The organism is Empedobacter brevis (assembly GCF_965118635.1).
Lineage (GTDB): Bacteria > Bacteroidota > Bacteroidia > Flavobacteriales > Weeksellaceae > Empedobacter > Empedobacter brevis_A.
The window spans coordinates 38,306-58,431 of record NZ_CBCPHV010000008.1 but is presented as its reverse complement, the minus strand read 5'-3'; the positions used below and the strand labels follow the sequence as shown (position 1 = coordinate 58,431).

At 30.5% G+C, this 20,126-nt stretch carries 19 protein-coding genes; 8 read left to right on the top strand and 11 right to left on the bottom strand.

The genetic code is table 11. The features are described from left to right. Both ACMHJW_RS11190 and ACMHJW_RS11185 read right to left on the bottom strand, forming a co-directional pair. Nucleotides 1–471 (bottom strand): Lrp/AsnC family transcriptional regulator, encoded by a 471-nt coding sequence (locus ACMHJW_RS11190; RefSeq protein WP_413533501.1) that lies wholly within the window; start codon nucleotides 469–471, stop codon nucleotides 1–3. A 212-nt stretch (nucleotides 472–683) separates the two neighbouring features. Then, nucleotides 684–5,291, bottom strand: coding sequence for a translocation/assembly module TamB domain-containing protein (locus ACMHJW_RS11185; protein WP_413533500.1), 4,608 nt, complete (start codon nucleotides 5,289–5,291; stop codon nucleotides 684–686). 63 nt (nucleotides 5,292–5,354) lie between these two features. Here ACMHJW_RS11185 and tsaD point away from each other — a divergent pair, with 63 nt between their 5' ends. Continuing rightward, nucleotides 5,355–6,374, top strand: coding sequence for a tRNA (adenosine(37)-N6)-threonylcarbamoyltransferase complex transferase subunit TsaD (gene tsaD, locus ACMHJW_RS11180; protein ID WP_413533499.1), 1,020 nt, complete (start codon nucleotides 5,355–5,357; stop codon nucleotides 6,372–6,374). Beyond that, nucleotides 6,374–7,081 (top strand): RsmE family RNA methyltransferase, encoded by a 708-nt coding sequence (locus tag ACMHJW_RS11175; RefSeq protein WP_413533498.1) that lies wholly within the window; start codon nucleotides 6,374–6,376, stop codon nucleotides 7,079–7,081. The genes tsaD and ACMHJW_RS11175 overlap by 1 nt, the downstream gene beginning before the upstream one ends. 106 nt (nucleotides 7,082–7,187) lie before the next feature. On the opposite strand, the gene ACMHJW_RS11170 is transcribed toward ACMHJW_RS11175, so the two are convergent. After that, nucleotides 7,188–7,802, bottom strand: coding sequence for a vancomycin high temperature exclusion protein (locus tag ACMHJW_RS11170; protein WP_413533497.1), 615 nt, complete (start codon nucleotides 7,800–7,802; stop codon nucleotides 7,188–7,190). A 142-nt stretch (nucleotides 7,803–7,944) separates the two neighbouring features. Here ACMHJW_RS11170 and ACMHJW_RS11165 point away from each other — a divergent pair, with 142 nt between their 5' ends. From ACMHJW_RS11165 to ACMHJW_RS11155, 3 genes are all read left to right on the top strand, one after another. Continuing rightward, a complete protein-coding gene (locus ACMHJW_RS11165) occupies nucleotides 7,945–8,736 on the top strand; it encodes a HipA family kinase (protein WP_413533496.1) in 792 nt (263 codons plus the stop codon). After that, nucleotides 8,714–9,097, top strand: a complete 384-nt coding sequence (locus ACMHJW_RS11160; RefSeq protein WP_413533495.1) for a DUF3037 domain-containing protein — start codon at nucleotides 8,714–8,716, stop codon at nucleotides 9,095–9,097. Before ACMHJW_RS11165 ends, ACMHJW_RS11160 begins: the two co-directional genes overlap by 23 nt. An 81-nt stretch (nucleotides 9,098–9,178) precedes the next feature. After that, a complete protein-coding gene (locus tag ACMHJW_RS11155) occupies nucleotides 9,179–9,505 on the top strand; it encodes a single-stranded DNA-binding protein (protein ID WP_413533494.1) in 327 nt (108 codons plus the stop codon). Between the two features lie 76 nt (nucleotides 9,506–9,581). Here the strand turns inward: ACMHJW_RS11155 and ACMHJW_RS11150 are convergent, their stop codons facing one another. The 8 genes from ACMHJW_RS11150 to ACMHJW_RS11115 all read right to left on the bottom strand — a co-directional run bounded on the left by ACMHJW_RS11150 (nucleotide 9,582) and on the right by ACMHJW_RS11115 (nucleotide 17,752). After that, nucleotides 9,582–10,805, bottom strand: coding sequence for an aminotransferase class V-fold PLP-dependent enzyme (locus tag ACMHJW_RS11150; RefSeq protein ID WP_413533493.1), 1,224 nt, complete (start codon nucleotides 10,803–10,805; stop codon nucleotides 9,582–9,584). A gap of 103 nt (nucleotides 10,806–10,908) precedes the next feature. Further along, nucleotides 10,909–12,228, bottom strand: coding sequence for a Fe-S cluster assembly protein SufD (gene sufD / locus ACMHJW_RS11145; protein ID WP_413533492.1), 1,320 nt, complete (start codon nucleotides 12,226–12,228; stop codon nucleotides 10,909–10,911). A gap of 78 nt (nucleotides 12,229–12,306) precedes the next feature. Then, nucleotides 12,307–13,062 (bottom strand): Fe-S cluster assembly ATPase SufC, encoded by a 756-nt coding sequence (gene sufC / locus ACMHJW_RS11140; protein WP_413533491.1) that lies wholly within the window; start codon nucleotides 13,060–13,062, stop codon nucleotides 12,307–12,309. Nucleotides 13,063–13,201: 139 nt separating this feature from the next. Then, nucleotides 13,202–14,659, bottom strand: a complete 1,458-nt coding sequence (gene sufB, locus ACMHJW_RS11135) for a Fe-S cluster assembly protein SufB (RefSeq protein ID WP_413533490.1) — start codon at nucleotides 14,657–14,659, stop codon at nucleotides 13,202–13,204. Between the two features lie 4 nt (nucleotides 14,660–14,663). Continuing rightward, nucleotides 14,664–15,518: a hypothetical protein gene (locus ACMHJW_RS11130; protein WP_413533489.1), complete on the bottom strand. Its 855-nt coding sequence runs from the start codon at nucleotides 15,516–15,518 to the stop codon at nucleotides 14,664–14,666. Nucleotide 15,519: 1 nt separating this feature from the next. Then, on the bottom strand, nucleotides 15,520–15,849 hold the full coding sequence (locus ACMHJW_RS11125; protein WP_125349067.1) for a HesB/IscA family protein: 330 nt from the start codon (nucleotides 15,847–15,849) through the stop codon (nucleotides 15,520–15,522). A 153-nt stretch (nucleotides 15,850–16,002) separates the two neighbouring features. Then, nucleotides 16,003–16,977: a tryptophan--tRNA ligase gene (trpS, locus tag ACMHJW_RS11120; RefSeq protein ID WP_413533488.1), complete on the bottom strand. Its 975-nt coding sequence runs from the start codon at nucleotides 16,975–16,977 to the stop codon at nucleotides 16,003–16,005. 112 nt (nucleotides 16,978–17,089) lie between these two features. Beyond that, a complete protein-coding gene (locus tag ACMHJW_RS11115) occupies nucleotides 17,090–17,752 on the bottom strand; it encodes a hypothetical protein (RefSeq protein WP_413533487.1) in 663 nt (220 codons plus the stop codon). 64 nt (nucleotides 17,753–17,816) lie between these two features. Between ACMHJW_RS11115 and ACMHJW_RS11110 the strand changes: the two genes are divergently transcribed. From ACMHJW_RS11110 to ACMHJW_RS11100, 3 genes are all read left to right on the top strand, one after another. Then, a complete protein-coding gene (locus ACMHJW_RS11110) occupies nucleotides 17,817–18,824 on the top strand; it encodes an energy transducer TonB (RefSeq protein ID WP_413533486.1) in 1,008 nt (335 codons plus the stop codon). A 181-nt stretch (nucleotides 18,825–19,005) separates the two neighbouring features. Next, nucleotides 19,006–19,200 (top strand): C4-dicarboxylate ABC transporter, encoded by a 195-nt coding sequence (locus ACMHJW_RS11105; protein WP_219035204.1) that lies wholly within the window; start codon nucleotides 19,006–19,008, stop codon nucleotides 19,198–19,200. Next, nucleotides 19,184–20,125, top strand: coding sequence for a PstS family phosphate ABC transporter substrate-binding protein (locus tag ACMHJW_RS11100; protein WP_413533485.1), 942 nt, complete (start codon nucleotides 19,184–19,186; stop codon nucleotides 20,123–20,125). Before ACMHJW_RS11105 ends, ACMHJW_RS11100 begins: the two co-directional genes overlap by 17 nt. Nucleotide 20,126: the final 1 nt, after the last annotated feature.

Sequence of the window (20,126 nt, the reverse complement as noted above, 5' to 3'; positions counted from 1 at the left end):
TTAGTGAAAAATTGAGTGCATCAATCTATTCTTATCATTAAATGATTCTTCTAATGATATCATAGATTCTGTTCTCAATACATCATCTATCTGGTCAATTTTATAAATAACTTCCTTTGCATCTGCAGTATCTTTTGCACGAATTTTACAGAAAATATTGTACTTTCCTGAAACTACATGCACTACAGTTACATTAGGAATTTTATATAATTCGTCTATAACTTTTTGAGTTTTATTTGTTTTGGTAAGTAATAATCCTACATAGGCAACAAATTGATAACCCATTTTATCATAATCGGTAATTAATGTTGTTCCTTTGATGATCCCCGCTTCCTCTAATTTTTTGACGCGAACATGAATAGTACCAGCAGAAACATTCATTTTTTTTGCTATTTCTGTAAATGGCATTCTTGTATTATCAATTAAATACATCAAAATTTTCTTATCTACATCATCAATTATGTAATTCATTTTCCTAATTTTTGATTATTATTGTTATTTTAATAAAAAATCGAATTAATTTTTAGCAAATTTATAAATAAAACAAACAAACGTCAAAATATTTTTTAATGATTTATTTAATATTTTATTTTTGTTGTAATAATAGTTCAAAAAAGAAAGAACTAATCACTTTTGTTTGTTTGCGCGAGTTTATTGTCTAACCACAATAAACTCTTTTTTATTTATTTAATCTTGACTAAACCTCGACGCTTAGGTTGTACTTTAGGCTGAAGTGATTTTTGATAAGTAACTTTTATAGAATCTTTGTTATTTTGACGAATCGTATCTATTCTTTTTTCTTCTTTTCTTTCCTCAACTTTTTGGAATTTAGGTAGCGCAATTGAATCAAACTTTTCTTGTGCTTCTTCTGCAGTTTTCTTTTTTGATTTCTTTTTGCTATCATCTAGACCAAGGAAACCTCGGAATGTATCAAAGTTTTTGTTGTATTGAATTCCAACTCCAAAACTTTGATTCAAATTATTTTCCATTCCTGGTAACAATCCAAAACTTGTAGGTTTTGTAAATGCTCTTAATAATAATGCACCATTATTTAATTTAGAAATATCGTATGTAATATCGAAGTTTCCATCAAAATTTTCTTGTACACTACGGTTATTTGTCACAGCAATTCCATAAGATCCTCTTAAACTTAATCGATTATTGACACGGTATGAAACAGATGTTCTAATTTTATCGTTTGTATCAGATTGCACACTTCCTCCTACATATTCCATTTGTATATCTACATTATTGGCAATTGAAGATAACATTCCAGCAATTGTTGACAAACCTATATCTGCAGCAGTACTTGTAACTCCGGATTGAACAGCAGAAGCATCTCCGAATTTTCCTGTTAATAAAATATAACTGAACTGAAGCATTTGTTCTTCTGTATTGGAACGGAATTTTGATTGTAATTGTGAATTGATATCTGATCCTGCATTTGGAATAGTTAATCCAAAATCAATGATTGGTTTTTTCAATGTTTCTGAAATATTAATCGATAGAATCGCATCATAAATTTGTGAATAGCCAACTCCTAAATAATCACCAACATTAGAAACCGAACGTTGATATTCTGCTGTAATGTTAAGTGTTGCATCAAGTGGATTTCCTGCAAATTGAACTGAAGATCCTTTTCTTATCTTAAAGTCTTTCGGAATTAAAGGAAATTGTCGGAATTCATATGTTCCACTTTCTATATTATATACTCCCGTAATACTAAGTCCAGATTTATTCATTAAGAATCTAAGATTTTCTGCCGTTCCACGAGCTGTTGCTTTATCATTTGTAGCAGCATCAAAAATTAAATTCACCATTGAATTAGGATATGCATTGATATTAACATTAATAGACATTCCTTTTGGCGTACTTATTTTATCCTTCAATTCTTTTTCATCTAAATGTTGATTTGGAACAAATCGAACCAAATTATTTTCAGATTCTATGGTTGTACTACCAGTATTAATTGTTAATTCTGAATTTCCAACAACGGTTGCATCTCCTGCTATTTCTAATTCTTCTACAGCACCAAACATGGTTACATTTCCTTTCGCAAAGACTTTTCCATAAAACAATTCATTGTCTTTAATTGTCGTATTCATTACCAATAAATTATCGGTATCAAAATCTAAGTTGAGACCCCATTTACTTAAGCTTCTAAAAAGTATTGCTCCATCAACTTTTCCCTTTGTATTGAAGGATGTATCTTTAAATGCTATATCATTCAAAATAATACTTCCTTGGCCTGCTCCTTGTTTCGCAACGAATAACTGATTTTCTCCTTCAAACAAATAATCTGTTCCTAAGAAATTAACCTTTAATCCAAGGTCTTTTGCAATCATATTCCCATTAAGATTAGGCAAATCAACTGGACCAGTAATTTTTAAATCTCCTGATAAAGATCCACGCATATTAGAAAAAACCGATTTTAAGAATCCTTCTAAGAAGTCGATATGAAATTCATCAAAATTGGCATCAACATCAACTTCAGGACCAGTTGGTTTATTGATGATATTTCCATAAGCAACCAATGATTGGATTTGTTCTTTTTGTAAACCTGCTTCAAAATTAAATTGTTTATCCGAAACATTATAACCTCCTTGCAAAGTCAAATTACCAAGTTCATAATCATTTAATCCTAACTGATCAATTTTAGCTTCAAGCGTTGGTTCTAACTTTTCTTTTGTTCTAATAACATCAACTTTACCATTTGCTATACCTTCTATTTTTAAATTATTTAATAATGTTTTAGGTATAATTTTTTCTAAATGCAAATCCTTAAAATCGGCATTAAAATTGTAATCGACGTTGTTATTAAATAAACCACTTACTTTTAAATATTGTTCATCAGATTCTAATGATAAATCTTCTACTTTCAATGATTTATTGATTCGATTAAAAATAAAACGATTAGAATTTGCATCATTCAAATGATTGATTGTCCATTGCGTTGAATCGATTTGAATAGTTGAAGGTGAAAATCCGAAAATCAAATCATTTTTATTTTGAACTGTATGAAAAAGATTCAGATTGAATAAAATTGGACTTTTTCGACCAATGTTAAAATCTGTCTTCACAATCATCGTATCATTCTTTGGAACTGAATTAACATTAATTGTATTAATTGTAACACCACTTACTTTCAAACTATCAATCTTGGCATTCAATGTTGGCAATTCTGAAATTGTATTCAAATTCACATTTGATTGAAATAACTGAATCCCAGCATATTTTATCCCTGGAGTTTCCAAGGCTGCTTCTAACTGATTTTTGGTTCCATCTATATAACCTTTTACATGCGTATCTGGTTCTATCATAATTGATGGATCAATATATTTTAAAAGATTTTCTTGTACATAAACATCAAGCGAAAAAGCTTGGTTTGGAGACACTTTTTTAAAGCGGAAAGATGGCACCAAATCAACAAGAGAATTATTCATTACATCAACAACTTCTGTGATATTGAATTTTCCATCAATCGTTGCACGCATATATTGAGGAACATCTAACGTTATGATTTTACGAGAATTATTAATTTCTGAATTCAGAATGATATGAGCCAATTCTACTGTATCTTTTTTAGAACGGAAGTAAAGATTTTTCACATCAATGTTTCCTCTTAAATCGTTTAGATTTGTCAGTTTAAAATTCCCTTCAACATCTCCACGAACAACTGCATTCAAATCTTTAGTAAGTCCAAGAAAGTCTAGATTTATTTGACGAATATTCGAAGTAAAATCAAAATCGTAAGGCTTTCCACTAAAGTTTATTTTTCCATTTAATTGTGCATTCAAATTTGGATCTTTGATATCAAACAAACCGTTAAATTGATAATCTTTAACTAAACCATCAACCGTAATATTTTGGTAACGTTTGTTCATTAAATCTAGATAACGAAGCGTTCCATCCAAATTCAAATTAATATTTTTCAGATCCGTTCCTCTTCCATCAAATCTAAATTTTCCACTCACAAAACCTAAATCCTTAGCATTTGTTAATTGACGAAGATTTAAATTTTTAGCATCTAATGTTCCTTTGTATATTAATGATTTTACGTCTTTATAATTTCTTATTTGCGCATTCAAATCAGCATCACCAAGCCCAGAAACAGCATAGCCATTTGCTTGAATTTCGTTTGGATTTAATAAAATATCTCCACGATAGTTTAAGTTTCCAAAACGTGCCAAAATATCTGGAATTTTTTTCGAAATAAATGTCGGAAGTAATTTTGTAATGCTTTTATACGAAGTGGTAACTTTTGCATTTCTGCTCGAAAAATTTAACGAAGAACCATGCAAAACATCTTGTAATTGTAAACGCGAAGCACCAACATAATTATCCTCTCCTTTCAATTCGAAATCAGAAAAAGTCAGATTATTTAGCGTTCCATTTACTTTTCCATACACATCAACTGATGAATTTTTATCAAATAAATCCGTGAAATAACGAATTTCCTTAAAGTTAATTTTAGAACCACGATCAAAAAAGACATCCCAACGAACTTTATCAGCAAATTCGCCCATATCAGAAGGTTCATCGTAACTCAACAATAAATTTCCGTTGAGTACAGAAGTATCTGTTCGTAAATTTAAATTTCCAATTCGAATTTCTTTATTTGAATAATGAACTTTTCCTGTAAAATTCTGAACCTTATAAATCTCTTTATTTTTAGTTGCAACAAAACAAAAATTCTGTAGTTCGGCTGTAATATCAGAATCGACCAATCGAAAGTTTTTCACGGTCATATTCAGTTGTTTCGAGTCTAACCAAATATTACCAGAATTTTGATTCACAATTGAAACTTTTCCGTCTTCTAAAATAAAGTTTCCATCAAGCTTAAAAATCTTTTTCGGATCTTTTGGTTTATCCGAACTAAAACCGTTTACAAATTTGATGAAGTTTGAAATAGAATCGCCTTTGTATGTAATCACACGAATTTCTGGCTGAACCAATTTTACTTCATTCAAATCAATATGATCTTTTTTAATCCCAGGTAAAAGAGTCCAAAGATTAATGCTTGTTTCCAAGGTTTTCGACTTCATAAAATCATATTTATGGTCGTCTTTTATTTTCACGCCATGGAAATATATTCGTCCAAAAAAATCAATATCCACTGAATCTACAAAAATTTGTGTATTCAATGATTTATTTAATTTTTCTAAAGCAAAATGGGCTATTTTTGTCTGTACTGCAGGGATTTGTATTGCAATTGCTACTGTTAAAACTAAGGTTAGAACAAGTATCATCAACGACAATAAAAATCTTCCTATTCGTCTGACTATTTTCAATGGTTTAAATTTACGATATTTGCAGGGTAAAAATAAGTTATAAATTTTATTCTACAAGGAATTATGAGCGATAAAAACTACATTTTAGCCATAGAATCTTCTTGTGATGACACAGGCGCTGCAATAATTGAAGGAAACAAAATTATTTCTAATGTTGTGGCGAATCAAAAAATTCACGAAATATATGGTGGCGTAGTGCCAGAATTAGCTTCGAGAGCACATCAACAAAATATTGTTCCCGTCGTAGATCAAGCCATTAAACAGGCAAATATTACCAAAGAAGAACTTAAAGCAATTGCTTATACACGTGGTCCTGGATTAATGGGTTCTCTTTTAGTTGGCGGAAGTTTTGCAAAATCATTCAGCCAATCATTGAATATTCCATTGATTGAGGTTAATCATATGCAAGCTCATATTTTGGCAAATTTTATAGAAGATGCTAATGATGAAAAGCCAACTTTTCCATTTCTATGTTTAACCGTTTCTGGTGGACATACGCAAATTGTTAAAATCAACAATTATTTTGATATGGAAATTTTGGGTGAAACGATTGATGATGCAGCTGGAGAAGCATTTGATAAAGCAGGAAAAATTTTAAATTTACCTTATCCTGCTGGACCTATTATTGATCAAAAATCAAAAGTAGGAAATCCGTTGAAATTCAAATTTGCCAAACCAAAAATTGATGGATTAAATTTTAGTTTTAGCGGTTTCAAAACTTCAATTTTATACTTTATTCAAAAAGAAGTAAAAGCAAATCCTAATTTTATCGAAGAAAACATCGATGATTTATGTGCTTCAATTCAGCATTCAATTGTTAATATTTTGATGGAAAAAGTAATAAAAGCTACTGAAATAACAGGAATTAAACAAATTGCAATTGCTGGTGGCGTTTCTGCAAATTCAGAAATTCGACAACGTTTAAAAGATGGTGAAATTGAATTTGGTTGGAAAACATTCATACCAAAATTCGCCTATACAACTGACAATGCTGCTATGATTGCAATGGTTGGAAGTTTAAAATTTGATCAAGAAATATTTACAGAAAGTACAACAAAATCTGTAGCAAAATACCATATCTAATGAAATTATTTTTTGGAAAAATAGAGCACGATACAGCTATTTTAAATGAAGAAGAAAGCCATCATTTTGCTAAAGTTTTGCGAGGAAATGAAGGAGATTTAATTCACGTAACTGATGGTAAAGGAAACTTAGCAAAAGTAGAGATAAATGCTATTTCGAAAAAAGCTGTAGAAGGAAAAATCATTGAGTTAAAAACTGATTTCGAAAAGAAAAACTATTACCTTCACGTTGCTATTGCTCCAACCAAAACCATGGAAAGATTGGAGTTTTTCTTAGAAAAAGCAACAGAAATTGGTATTGATGAAATTACTTTTCTACAAACTTTTCATTCGGAACGAAAAAACATTAAAATTGAACGAATAGAAAAAATCGTTCAAGCTGCAACAAAGCAATCTTTAAAAGCTTATTTGCCTAAAGTAAATGATTTAACCAAGTTTAATGATTTTATCAAATCAGATTTCGAAGGTTTTACCAAATGTATTGCACATTGCGAAGCTGATATTGAACGAATTCCATTTCAAAATATTTTAAAGGAGAATCCGCAACATATTTTAATTATGATTGGTCCTGAAGGAGATTTCTCACGAGAAGAGATTCTTTCTGCTGAAGAACATCAATTTAAAGGAATTAGCCTTGGACATCAACGTTTTCGAACAGAAACTGCAGCTTTACAAGCTGTTTTTGCCGTTGATTGGAGTTTAAAATAAAATTGAAAATATATTTTATAAAAAAAACCGATTCTGAGAATCGGTTTTTTACATTATATGAATAATAAAAATCTATAAATAGAAAGATAAATCTTAATTGCTTTCTTTACTTTTTTGGTTCTATAATTACTTCAGGCGCTCTCTCTTGCCCAATATCCAATAGTGCTTTTATATTTGCCAACACTTCTCTAAAACTATGTCTACTTTCGGTTTTATAAGGTCCATTATCAGCATTATATCCAATACAATCCAAGCCAAATACTTTTCCTAAAAACAAAGCACGTTTTAGATGATATGATTGAGAAATCAAAATTACTTTATTAAATTGATAAATATTTTTTGTTCTATAAATTGTGCTGTAAGTATCCAAACCTGCACCATCAAGATAAGTATCTTCAACTTTAACACCTCTATCCAAGAGATATTTTTCCATCACATCAATTTCATTAAAACTTTCGTGAATTTTTTCACCCGAAAGTAGAATTACATCAACTTGATCCTCTTTATAAAGTCGAATTGCAGCATCCAATCGATCTTTCAAAAAACGAGTTGGCAAACCATCTTTTTGCACTTTTGCACCAAAAACAACTGCAATGCGATAATCTCGAGGTATATTTCCTTGGTAATTATAAATATAAAAAGATGTTAAAACTTGAATAATCAATGCAACAACCAAAGTAAAAGCCGCTATTAATCCAGCGATGAATATACTTTTTCGCATTACAAATTTTCCTATTTTAACAAGTTTAATCAACTATACTTATTTTAATTTTTTCTTAACATTCAAAAGTCTATAAGTTTCCTGATATTTAAAAATTATAAATGTGAAAATTATTTTAAATTTTTCATCGTAATTTTATACAATGAATGAAATTGAGTTAAGAACAGTTACCGTTGAACGCTATTTACAACCTTTGCGCGAAGGTGGTTCTTTGCCTGCATTGGTTGATGCAGATGACGGTTTTAAATATGTTTTAAAATTTAAAGGAGCTGGACATGGACCACGCATGCTAATTTCCGAATTATTAGGTGGCGAAATTGCTCGTGTTTTAGGATTTAAAGTTCCTGAATTAGTTTTTGCAAATTTAGACGAATATTTTGGTCAATCGGAAGCCGATGAAGAAATTCAAGATTTATTGAAATTCAGTGAAGGAACTAATTTAGCGTTGCATTATTTATCTGGCGCAATTAATTATGATCCTGCTGTAATGAAAATTGATGATAAATTATCTTCTCAAATTGTTTGGTTGGATGCTTTTTTAACAAACGTAGATCGAACTTTTCGTAATACAAATATGTTAATGTGGCACAAAGAATTATGGTTAATCGATCATGGTGCTTCTTTTTATTTTCATCATTCTTGGGACAATTGGGAAAAAGCTTCACTTGCTCCTTTTACGCCAATTAAAGATCATGTTTTATTGAAAAATGCAACAAAACTTGAAGAAGTTGACAAAGAATTTAAAGCTATTTTGAATGATGAAATCATTGATAAAATTGTCGACTTGATTCCTGATGAATGGTTAGAAACAGAAGTTACACATGCTACGCATGATGAAATGAGAACAGTTTACAAAACATTTATCAAAACACGATTACAACATACCGAACTTTTTATAAACGAAGCTAACAATGCAAGAAAAAATCTTATATGAGTATGCAATTCTTCGTTTAGTTCCGAAAGTTGAACGCGAAGAATTTATCAATGTTGGAGTAATTTTATTTTCGAAAAAGGAAGATTATTTGAAAGTAAAATATTTTATCAATGATAATAGAATTAATGCTTTTTGCCATGAATTGGATCTTAACTTTATTGATAGTAACTTAAATGCTTTGTCTAAAATTGCAGAAGGAATTCATCCTGAATCTGCTATTTCTAATTTCGAAACACCAGAACGATTTCGTTGGTTAACAGCTGTCAGAAGTTCTTCGATACAAAGTTCTCGTCCGCATCCAGGTAAAACAACAAATCTTGATAAAACATTAGACAATTTATTCAAAGAGTATGTTATATAAAACTTTAAACGATTAAAAACGAATATTTTAAAAATAATTTCTTAGATTTGGTTATACATTAATTTTAAATTATTTATCGCCATGAGTACATTAAGAAACAAAGTTCAGTTAATTGGGAATGTTGGTAGCAATCCTGAAGTTAAAACATTAGAAAACGAAAAGAAGTTTGCAAAATTTAGTTTAGCAACAAACGAAAGCTACACAAATAGCAAAGGTGAGAAAGTTCAGCAAACAACTTGGCATAATTTAGTTGCTTACGGATCAATTGTAAATGTAATCGAAAAACACGTAGAAAAAGGAAAACAACTTGCTATAGAGGGCAAATTGACTTACCGAGATTATCAAGATAAAGATGGTCAACAAAAATCGATTACAGAAATTATAATTGATGAAATTGTACTTCTTTAGTTTTTAAAATAAAAGGGAAACAGTAATGTTTCCCTTTTATTATTTTATGAGTTTTCAAAATAAGATTGAAAATATATTATCCTAACATTCTTATCGCGGTTTTTAAACCTTCGATAAATGTATCTATTTCTTCTTTTGTATTGTAAACAGCGAATGAAGCTCGCACTGTTCCCGGAATATTGAAATGATGCATAATTGGTTGCGCACAATGATGTCCTGTACGAACAGCAATTCCTTTTTTGTCCAAAATCATTCCGACATCAGATGAATGAACGCCATCAAATTTTAAATTGAAAGAAACTGCTCCAGAATGTTCTGCATCTTTAGCATAAATCTCTACTTCATCAAATTCTGATAAACGTTGAATGGTATAATCTACCAACTCTTTTTCGTAATCGTGAATATTTTGCATTCCAATTGAATTGATAAAATCAACCGCTGCTCCAAGTCCAATAATTCCAGCAATATCTGGTGTTCCAGCTTCGAATTTAAAAGGTAAACAAGCATAAGTCGAAACTTCCATTGTTACATCTTTTATCATCTCTCCTCCTCCATGAAAAGGTGGCAATTCGTTCAAGATTTCTTCTTTTCCATATAAAACACCAATTCCTGTTGGTCCATACATTTTATGTCCAGAAAAAACCAAAAAATCACAATCCATTTCTTGCACATCTATAATTGTATGTGGAGCAGATTGCGCTGCATCAATCAGAACCCAAGCCCCTTTTGCATGTGCTTTTTCAATAATCGTTTTTATTGGATTGACAACTCCTAATGCATTCGAAACTTGATTAACACATACTAATTTCGTTTTATCTGTCAATAAATCATCCAATTTTTCAATATCCAAAATTCCTTCTGCGCTTAACGGAATATATTTCAATTTTGCTCCAGTTCTTTGACACAACAATTGCCACGGAACAATATTAGAATGATGTTCGATTTCGGTAATAATAATTTCGTCATCAGCCGTTAAAACATTACGTAATGAATTTGAAACTAAATTAATTCCTTCCGTTGTTCCACGCGTAAAAATGATTTCGTAATCATGTTTAGCATTGATAAATTTTTGAATTTTACGACGAGACTCTTCCATCAAATCAGTTGCTTCTTGACTTAATGTATGAATTCCTCGGTGTACATTTGCATTGTACTTCTCGTAATATTCGTCTAAAACATCTAAAACAACTTTTGGTTTTTGAGAAGTTGCTCCATTATCTAAATAAACCAATGGTTTTCCATTGACTTCTCTTTCTAAAATTGGAAATTGACTTCTTATTTGTTGAATATCTATTGACATTGTTTTGTTGTATTATGTAGTTTGTAAAATGTATTAGGTTTAAAAAAAGTTGTAAGTAAACTTACAACTTTATACTTATGACTTAATACTTTCGTACATTCAATTATAATTCGAAATCTAAACTAACTCCTAATTTATCTGCAATTAAAGTATTTACACGCTTTGAAATCTGAGGAATTACAACATGTTGTAAAGCATCTGATGCAAAAGCATATAATAACATTGCTTTGGCTTCTTTTTTAGGAATACCACGTTGTTGCATGTAGAATAATGATTCTTCTTCTAACTGCCCAACTGTACATCCGTGCGAACATTTTACATCGTCTGCAAAGATTTCTAATTGTGGTTTCGTATCAATCGAAGCTCCGTCTGATAATAAGACATTATTATTTTGCTGAAAAGCATTTAATTTCTGCGCTTCTTTATGTACAAAGATTTTTCCATTGAAAACACCTTGTGCTTTTCCATCATAAATTCCTTTGTACATTTCATGCGATTCACAATTTGGTGCATTGTGTTCTACAAATGTATGATGATCTACATGTTGTTTACCATCGATTACTGTAATTCCGTCTAAAACTGAATTACAGTTTTCTCCATTTTGAGAGAAATTTAAATTGTTACGCACAATTTTTCCTCCAAAAGCGAATGTAAACACATTTGCACGAGAATCTCTTTCCTGGTTGATATATGTATTATCTATTATAGAAGCTTCATGCGAATCATTCTGAAATTTGTACCAATGAATTTCAGCATTTCGACCAACATTTATTTCTGTAACAACATTTGTTAAGTTTGCTTTATCGTCTAAAGTTTGGTGTCTTTCAACAACCTGAACTTGAGCATTGTCTCCAACTACAACCAAATTACGTGGTTGATACATTGCTTCTTGAGCAACGCCTGTCGAAAAATAAACAATCTGAATTGGTTTAGATAAAATTACATTATTTGGAATATAAATGTAAGCTCCATCTTTAGCAAAAGCTGTATTTAACGCAACTAAACTATCATCATTTTTTGCAATTTTTCCGTAATAATTTTCAATTACTGCTTGATGAGTTGTTTTATGCATTGCGCTTGATAAGACACAAATATCTGCTTCGTCATGTGTTGTGTTTGACAAAAACGCAGAATATTTACCGTTAATAAATACGATTGTATAAGTATCGATTTCATTAACCAAATATTTCTTAATGTCTTTGTACTCAATTGCCACTTCGTCTTCAGGGAATAATTTGTAATCCACCTTCAACAAAGGAGCAAGATTTGTATATTTCCATTCTTCGTCTTTACGTGTTGGAAAACCTTTTTGATTAAAGATTTCGATAGCTTCTTGACGTAAACCTTCGATTCCTTTATTCACTTTGTTTTTTTCGTTGAACACTAAATGACGAGAAACTAAATTTTCTTTTAAATCAATCATTTTAGATATTGTATTAATGTATTATGTAAGAAGTAAAAAGTACTTTGGACTTAATACATTTTACATTTTACAAAATGTTTAGATTCCTGCTTCTTCTTTTACCCAATCGTAACCTTTAGCTTCTAATTCTAAAGCTAATTCTTTACCACCAGATTTAATGATTTTTCCGTCTGCTAAAACGTGTACAAAGTCAGGAACGATATAGTCTAATAAACGTTGGTAGTGTGTAATTACTAACACTCCATTGTTTTCATTTTTGAATTCATTCACACCATCTGCAACAATACGTAAAGCATCAATATCTAAACCAGAATCAGTTTCATCTAAGATCGCTAATTTTGGGTTTAACATTAACATTTGAAAAATTTCGTTACGTTTTTTCTCTCCTCCCGAAAAACCTTCGTTAAGAGAACGTGATAAGAAATCTTTTTTGATTCCTAATAAATCTGCTTTCTCACGAATTAATTTCAACATTTCTGAAGCTCCCATTTCTTCTAAACCTTGTGCTTTACGCGTTTCGTTGATAGAAGTTTTGATGAAGTTTGTTACCGAAACTCCTGGAATTTCAATTGGATATTGGAAAGACATAAAAATTCCTTTTTGTGCTCTTTCTTCTGGTGCTAATTCTAAGATTGATTCATTTTCAAACTCAATATCACCACTAGTTACTTCGTATTCTTCTTTACCTGTAATAACATTAGATAAAGTTGATTTTCCAGCTCCGTTAGGTCCCATAATCGCATGAACTTCACCTGGATTAATTTGAAGGTTTAAACCTTTTAAAATTTCGCGCTCTTCAATACGAGCGTGTAAGTCTTTTATATTTAATAACATAATCTAATTTGTAAATTAGTTAATGTGATAATTCTTTAATTATCTTGATTTTGATATTAGATGTCAGATTTTATAATCCTACTACTATATATCTATTTATTATTGTTAATTTCTAACTTCTCAATTCTAGTTTCTAAAACTATCCTACAGAACCTTCTAATGAGATTTCTAATAATTTTTTCGCTTCAACGGCAAATTCCATTGGTAATTTGTCTAATACTTCGCGGCTAAATCCATTTACAATTAATGCAATTGCTTTTTCAGTATCAATACCACGTTGATTACAATAGAATAATTGATCTTCTCCAATTTTAGAAGTTGTAGCTTCGTGTTCTAATTGAGCTGATTTATTTTCTATCTCAATATAAGGGAAAGTATGTGCTCCACATTCGTTACCCATTAACAAAGAATCACATTGAGAGAAGTTACGTGCTCCGTCTGCATTCTTCATCACTTTTACCAAACCACGATAAGAGTTTTGAGATTTACCAGCAGAAATACCTTTCGAAATAATTGTCGATTTAGTATTTTTACCAATATGAATCATTTTTGTTCCCGTATCTGCTTGTTGGAAATTATTTGTTACGGCTATTGAGTAAAACTCACCAACTGAATTATCTCCTTTTAAAATACAAGATGGATATTTCCATGTTACAGCAGAACCTGTTTCGACTTGTGTCCACGATACTTTTGCATTTTTCTCACAAATTGCACGTTTTGTTACAAAGTTAAAAACACCTCCTTTTCCTTTATCATCTCCTGGATACCAGTTTTGTACTGTAGAATATTTTATTTCTGCATCATCCATTACGATTAATTCAACCACAGCTGCGTGCAATTGGTTTTCATCACGCATTGGAGCAGTACAACCTTCTAAATACGAAACATAAGAACCTTCGTCCGCAATTAATAAAGTACGTTCAAATTGTCCTGACCCTGCAGAGTTAATACGGAAATAAGTTGATAATTCCATTGGGCAACGAACACCTTTTGGAATATAGCAGAATGATCCGTCTGAAAAAACTGCCGAATTCAAAGCTGCATAAAAGTTGTCTGTTGGTGGAACTACTTTACCAATATATTTTTTCACTAATTCTGGATGCTCTTTAATCGCTTCCGAAATTGACATGAAAATAATTCCTTTTTCTGCTAAAGTTTCGCGGAAAGTTGTTTTCACAGAAACTGAATCAAAAACTACATCAATAGCAACTCCAGATAAACGTTTTTGTTCGTCTAAAGAGATTCCTAATTTCTCGAAAGTTTTTAATAATTCAGGATCAACCTCATCTAAGCTCGCTAATTCTTTCTTAGGTTTCGGTGCTGCATAATATGTAATTGCATCAAAATCTGGCTTTTCGTAAGTTACGTTTGCCCATTCTGGTTCTTCCATCTTTTCCCAAGCACGATAGGCTTCTAAACGCCATTCCGTCATCCACTCAGGTTCCTCTTTTTTGGCTGAAATAGCACGTACGATATCTTCATTCAATCCAACTGGGAATTCTTCATATTCCATGTCAGTCGTCCAACCAAACTCATATTGTTTTTGGCTAGCTAGATCTTCACGTAGATCGTCTTCTGTATATTTAGTGTTACTCATCTTATTATTTATAAAATGTATAGGTAAAATTAAACTGTAAAGGTTGCTGTTTATCAGCTTTATTTCCTAAAAATTTGAATTCTTTTAATCGTTGATTTTGATCTAAAATCACCTCAAATTGTGGTTGATTATTTTTCAAAATCTGATATTTATTTTGAGAAATTAATTTAATTTCTGACCAAGGTCCTTCTACCAAATTAATTTTTTCTGTTTTTGGTGCAACATCTGGTGTATATTCTTTTATTTTTAATGGCACCTGAAATGTTGAACTACTATAACAAATCTTATTAATGTCTTGACCTAATGATTTTGTAATTCTACAATCATGCATTAATCGGTCTTCAAAACCTATTTTTTGTTCTAAATATGTTTTTTTCAACATTATATCTCCTTCCAACCAAATGATATCAAAAAGTTTATTTCCATTTTTGACATACATATTTTCTTGGTCGTAAAAGAACTGATTTGTTTTCACTTCACTTCCTTTTCTTGCGATTGTTTCGGCAGAAATTACACCATCTTTGTAAGTATAACTCACTTTTGTTGGTGTTGCAACCTCATCTGTCAATTCAAAATCAAGAAGATTTCCTGTTGTATCATAATTTGCTTTGTAAGCAATTTTTTTATTTGATACATTGGTTATTGTAATCGTTTTTATTTTAGATTCGTTTAAATCCAACGCTTTTATAAAGGGTTTTACATTAAACAAACCGAAAAATAGTTGTTCTGAATATGCTTTACTCAATTTTGTTGAAGATGCTGTTGGTTGATAAACCATCAAATCTTTCTCTACAATTGTATTTTGTCCAAAAGCGACAAAACCAATCAAAAACGAGATGAATAAAGCTATTTTTTTCATCTTAAACTGCAAAACTTTCACCACAACCACATGTGCGCGATGCATTCGGATTATTAAACACAAAACCTTTTCCGTTTAATCCGCCCGAATATTCCAATGTCATTCCAACAAGGTATAAGAACGATTTTTTGTCAACCAAAATTCTTACGCCATTGTCATCGAATAATTTATCGTCTGCGTTTTGTTCTTTTGTAAACTCTAAATTATAGTTTAATCCTGAACATCCTCCGCTTGTTACTCCAACACGAACAAAAGATTCTTCTATAGAAGTTCCTTCTTCTTGTAAAAGTGATATTATTTTATTTTTTGCTGATTCTGAAACCTTAATCATTTGACTCTAATTTTATATTACAAAGATACTTAATTTAAAATGACTTAAAATAATGAACGATATAAATATTAACAATGGTTTAAGTTTTATTATTTATAGTCAAGATTTTTTGAAAAAATGTAACTGATTATATAAAACTTAATTAAGCCTATTTTAAGCTTTTAAACCTAATTTTGTTCTTGTTCTTTTTAATACTTTTTGTGCTACTTCTCTTGCTTTTAAAGCTCCATTTTCTAAAAATGCATCTAGCGTTGCTTTATCATTCATCAATTCATCAAAACGAGTTCTTGCTGTTGCGTATTTTTCTAAAATCAATTCGAATAAAGCTTGTTTTGCATGTCCATAACCATAACCTCCTTTCAAATAATTTTGACGCATTTCCTCTATTTGTTCTGGAGTTGCTAATAATTTGTATAACGCAAAAACATTGTCCGTATCTGGTTTTTTTGGCTCTTCTAAAGGTGTTGAATCTGTTTCGATTGACATTACTTGCTTGCGCAATTGTTTTTCTGGCAAGAAAATATTGATGAAATTATTTCTTGATTTTGACATTTTGTTTCCATCTGTACCAGGAATCAACATAATATTTTCATCAATTGCAGCTTGTGGTAAAACAAATGTTTCTCCCATTTGGTGATTGAATTTTTCTGCAACACTGCGAGTAATTTCTAAATGTTGTAATTGATCTTTACCAACTGGTACAACTTCTGCATCATACAATAAAATATCCGCAGCCATTAAGATTGGATAGGTAAATAATCCTGCATTTACATCTGCTAAATAATCTGCTTTATCTTTGAAAGAATGCGCTAAAGTAAGACGTTGAAATGGAAAGAAGTTTAATAAATACCATGTTAATTCTGTTGTTTCAGTTACATCAGATTGACGATAAAAAACTACTTTCGAAGGATCTAAACCTAATGCCAGCCAAGTTGCAGCCACTTCGTACGTATTTTGTTTTAACACTTCCGCATCTTTAATTTGCGTTAAAGCATGTAAATCAGCAATAAAAATGAAAGAATCATTTCCTTCTTTCTCCGTTAATTCGATTGCGGGAGAAATTGCTCCTAAAATATTTCCTAAGTGCGGAGTTCCAGTAGCTTGAACTCCTGTAAGTATTCTTGGCATTTGTTTAAAATTTTTAAGCAACAAAGATAAACTTAATCAATGAAATGCACCAATTGAAACGCGAAGTTTATTCGAATTAATTGAGAAGGATGATGAAAAACATATGGATGAATTAAAAAAGCTTTCCAATTTGTCGAAATGGCCAAAAGATTGTTCTTAATGTTTTATCCAAAAAAGTTGTCTTCTTATAAACACTTAAACCAACTTCTACTAAATTATTCATTTCATTTTCATTTAAAATAATCCTACAAAATGTAGGGTCTTCAGTTACAAACAATTGTTTTTCATCTCCCAGATAAGAATACTCAATCTCATAATTAGATTGATTTTTTAAAGCTTTTAACTCAAATTTTCCATTTTCATCTGTATAAACAATTTGATTAGAATTTTTTAAATTAACCTCAGCATCAGCAGCTAGAAAACCATAACTATCAATAACAATTACATGAATAACAATCGAATCATTTTCGATTTGTGCTTTTGTGATAGTTGAAAAACTTAAAAATCCAACTAAAGATGAAAGTTGTAACCATCTTTTGGATTGATTAGAAATAGATTTTGAAGCTTCGTATGAATTAAATTGTTCTAAATTTCTGGTTTTAATTTTTACACAAACAGCAGGATTATCATTCAGAAAACTTTTTAATTCTTTGAATGAATAATGATCCAAATCGTGAACACATTTCGAACAAACATCACAAAACTTTTGTTGCGAATCTGCATCCTTCATTTCGTCCCAATTCTGATTACATTTTTTATTAATTTGTAGCTGCATAAAAATCTACTTTTCAATAAAATTAAACTTTTTTCGAAAATTTATCAAACCTCAACCAACCTTTTTGCAAAAAGATGAATCTATAAAGAAAAAAGATTCATTAACCTTAAATTATATTGATATGAGTAACAAAGCTTTTTTAGACATTCTTTTCGAAAATCGAAATAAAGAATATGGTGCTTATCAACTGAGACAAGTTGTAAGCCATGATTTGATGAAATCTCTTTTTGTAGGGATTGGTATTGTTGCATTAATTACTGGTGGAACTATTTATGCAAATAACAGAACCATGAATAATGATATAACAAAAGGAGATGATGGTGTAATAGCTTGTCCTGTTTTTATTCCAGAAATTCCTCCTGAAAAGAAAAAAGAAGAAGTAATCCCGCCAAAAGAAGATACACCGAAGGAAGAAAAAACAATTCAAGCGAAGACAGATCAAGCGAAACATATCATTCCAACTCCAAAAGAAAATCCAGAAATTGAAGAAACAATAAAATCTGTTAAGGAACTAGAAAAAGTAGATCTTGGAACAGAAAATAGAGAAGGAATTGCTTCTACTGGACAAGTTGGTGGTGGAGAAGTAAGTGATACAGGAAATAAAGTTGGCCAAGCAAACACAAAAGTACCTGAAGGACCAAAAGAAGTAAAACTTGTTATTAATTCTAACGCAACAATCACAGCTAAGAATGCTGCGATAATGGCTATTTATCCAGGATGTGAAAGTGAAAGCAAAAAAGGAAATGCTGCTTTGACAAAATGTATGAGCGATAAAATTTCGAAAGAATTAGGAGGAGAATTAAGTGATTTTGCTGAAACAGCTTCTCGTAATAACATTGGTTCGGCAGTTGCTAAGATGCAATTTATCGTGAATAAAAATGGAGAAATCTCGCAAGTAAAACCGCTAAGTGGAAGTAACCAAGATTTAGGAAAAGAAGCAAAATCTGCCTTAGAACGAATCAATAAACAAATTCTAAGAAGAGGTAAAAAAATAACACCTGCAAAATTAGAAGATGGTTCTGAAGCAAATTTAATTTTTTCTATTCCTGTAAAATTTCAGCTTGCCGAATAATATTTAAAATACTTTTCTTTCTGAAACCATTGCATTCATTTTTTTGAGTGTGATGGTTTCTTATGATTTAAGAAATTGAATATCTATTCAAAAATAGTTGCCAATAAATGCATATTTGTCGTATAAAATTTAAGTTTTAAGTCAATCTTAACACAATAAAATTGTAACTTCGTCGCGAATTATGAATAAGAATATTGTTTACGGATTGATTGGTTTCGGTTATTTTTTGATCGGAATTTTTACTTGGAAATATCAGTTTTTTATCATCAAATTAGATGAAACAAAAGCGATGTTGCTAGGTATTTTATTTATTGTTTATGGCGCTTTTCGAGTTTATCGCGGTATAAAATCTTATAAAAATGATCAAAAAAATTAGTTTACTTTCACTTTCAGCTCTTCTTCTTTTTTCTACTTTTAGTTGTAAAGACAAAGAAAAACAAACAAAAGCAGCACAAAAAACTGCTGTAAAACGTGCTTTACATGAATACGGAAATCTTACAATGACTGTCGATCCAAGTTTTAAGAATTTGGCAACATCGTTGGCAGATATGTATATGGTTGATTATCCTGATGTAAAAATTACGATTAACGAAGAAATTGAAGAAAAAGCAATCAAAGATTTTTACGAAGGTAAAATTCCAGTTTTGATGGTGAGCAAACCATTAACAAAAGCGCAACAACAACATTTATTCAATAAAACAACTACAAAATATATCTCATCTGTTATTGCTTTGGATGCCACAGTTTTTATTACTTCTATTGATAATCCAATCAATTCTATAACAATGAATGATATTAAGGATAATTTGTACAAAAAAGATCCGAAAATAACTTTTGTTTACGATCATCCAAATTCTGCTAATTATAATACAGTTAATGAAAAACTAAAATTATCTGGTGCAAATGGTGCAAAAGTAACGGCAATGGGCGATGCAGAAAAAGTGATTGATTTTGTACAAAAAGACAAAAATGCAATCGGAATTATTGGATTGAATATTTTGAGTGATAAAGGGAATCCGAAAGTTGAAGAACATCTAAAAAAGGTAAAAATATTATCTATTGCTGATGATAAAGGAAATTTAGCATTGCCAACTATTCCAAATCTGAAATATGGTGTTTATCCTTTTTATCGTCAAATTTATATTCTGAAAAACGAAGTCGGTTTCGGAATTGGAGCTGGTTTCACAAGGTTTGCAGGTTCGCAACGTGGACAAAAAATTGTAACACGTGAAAGCCTTCAACCTTATTATATTTACAAACGTGAAGTTCAGATTAATAATCTGGACAAACCTTTACAATAAA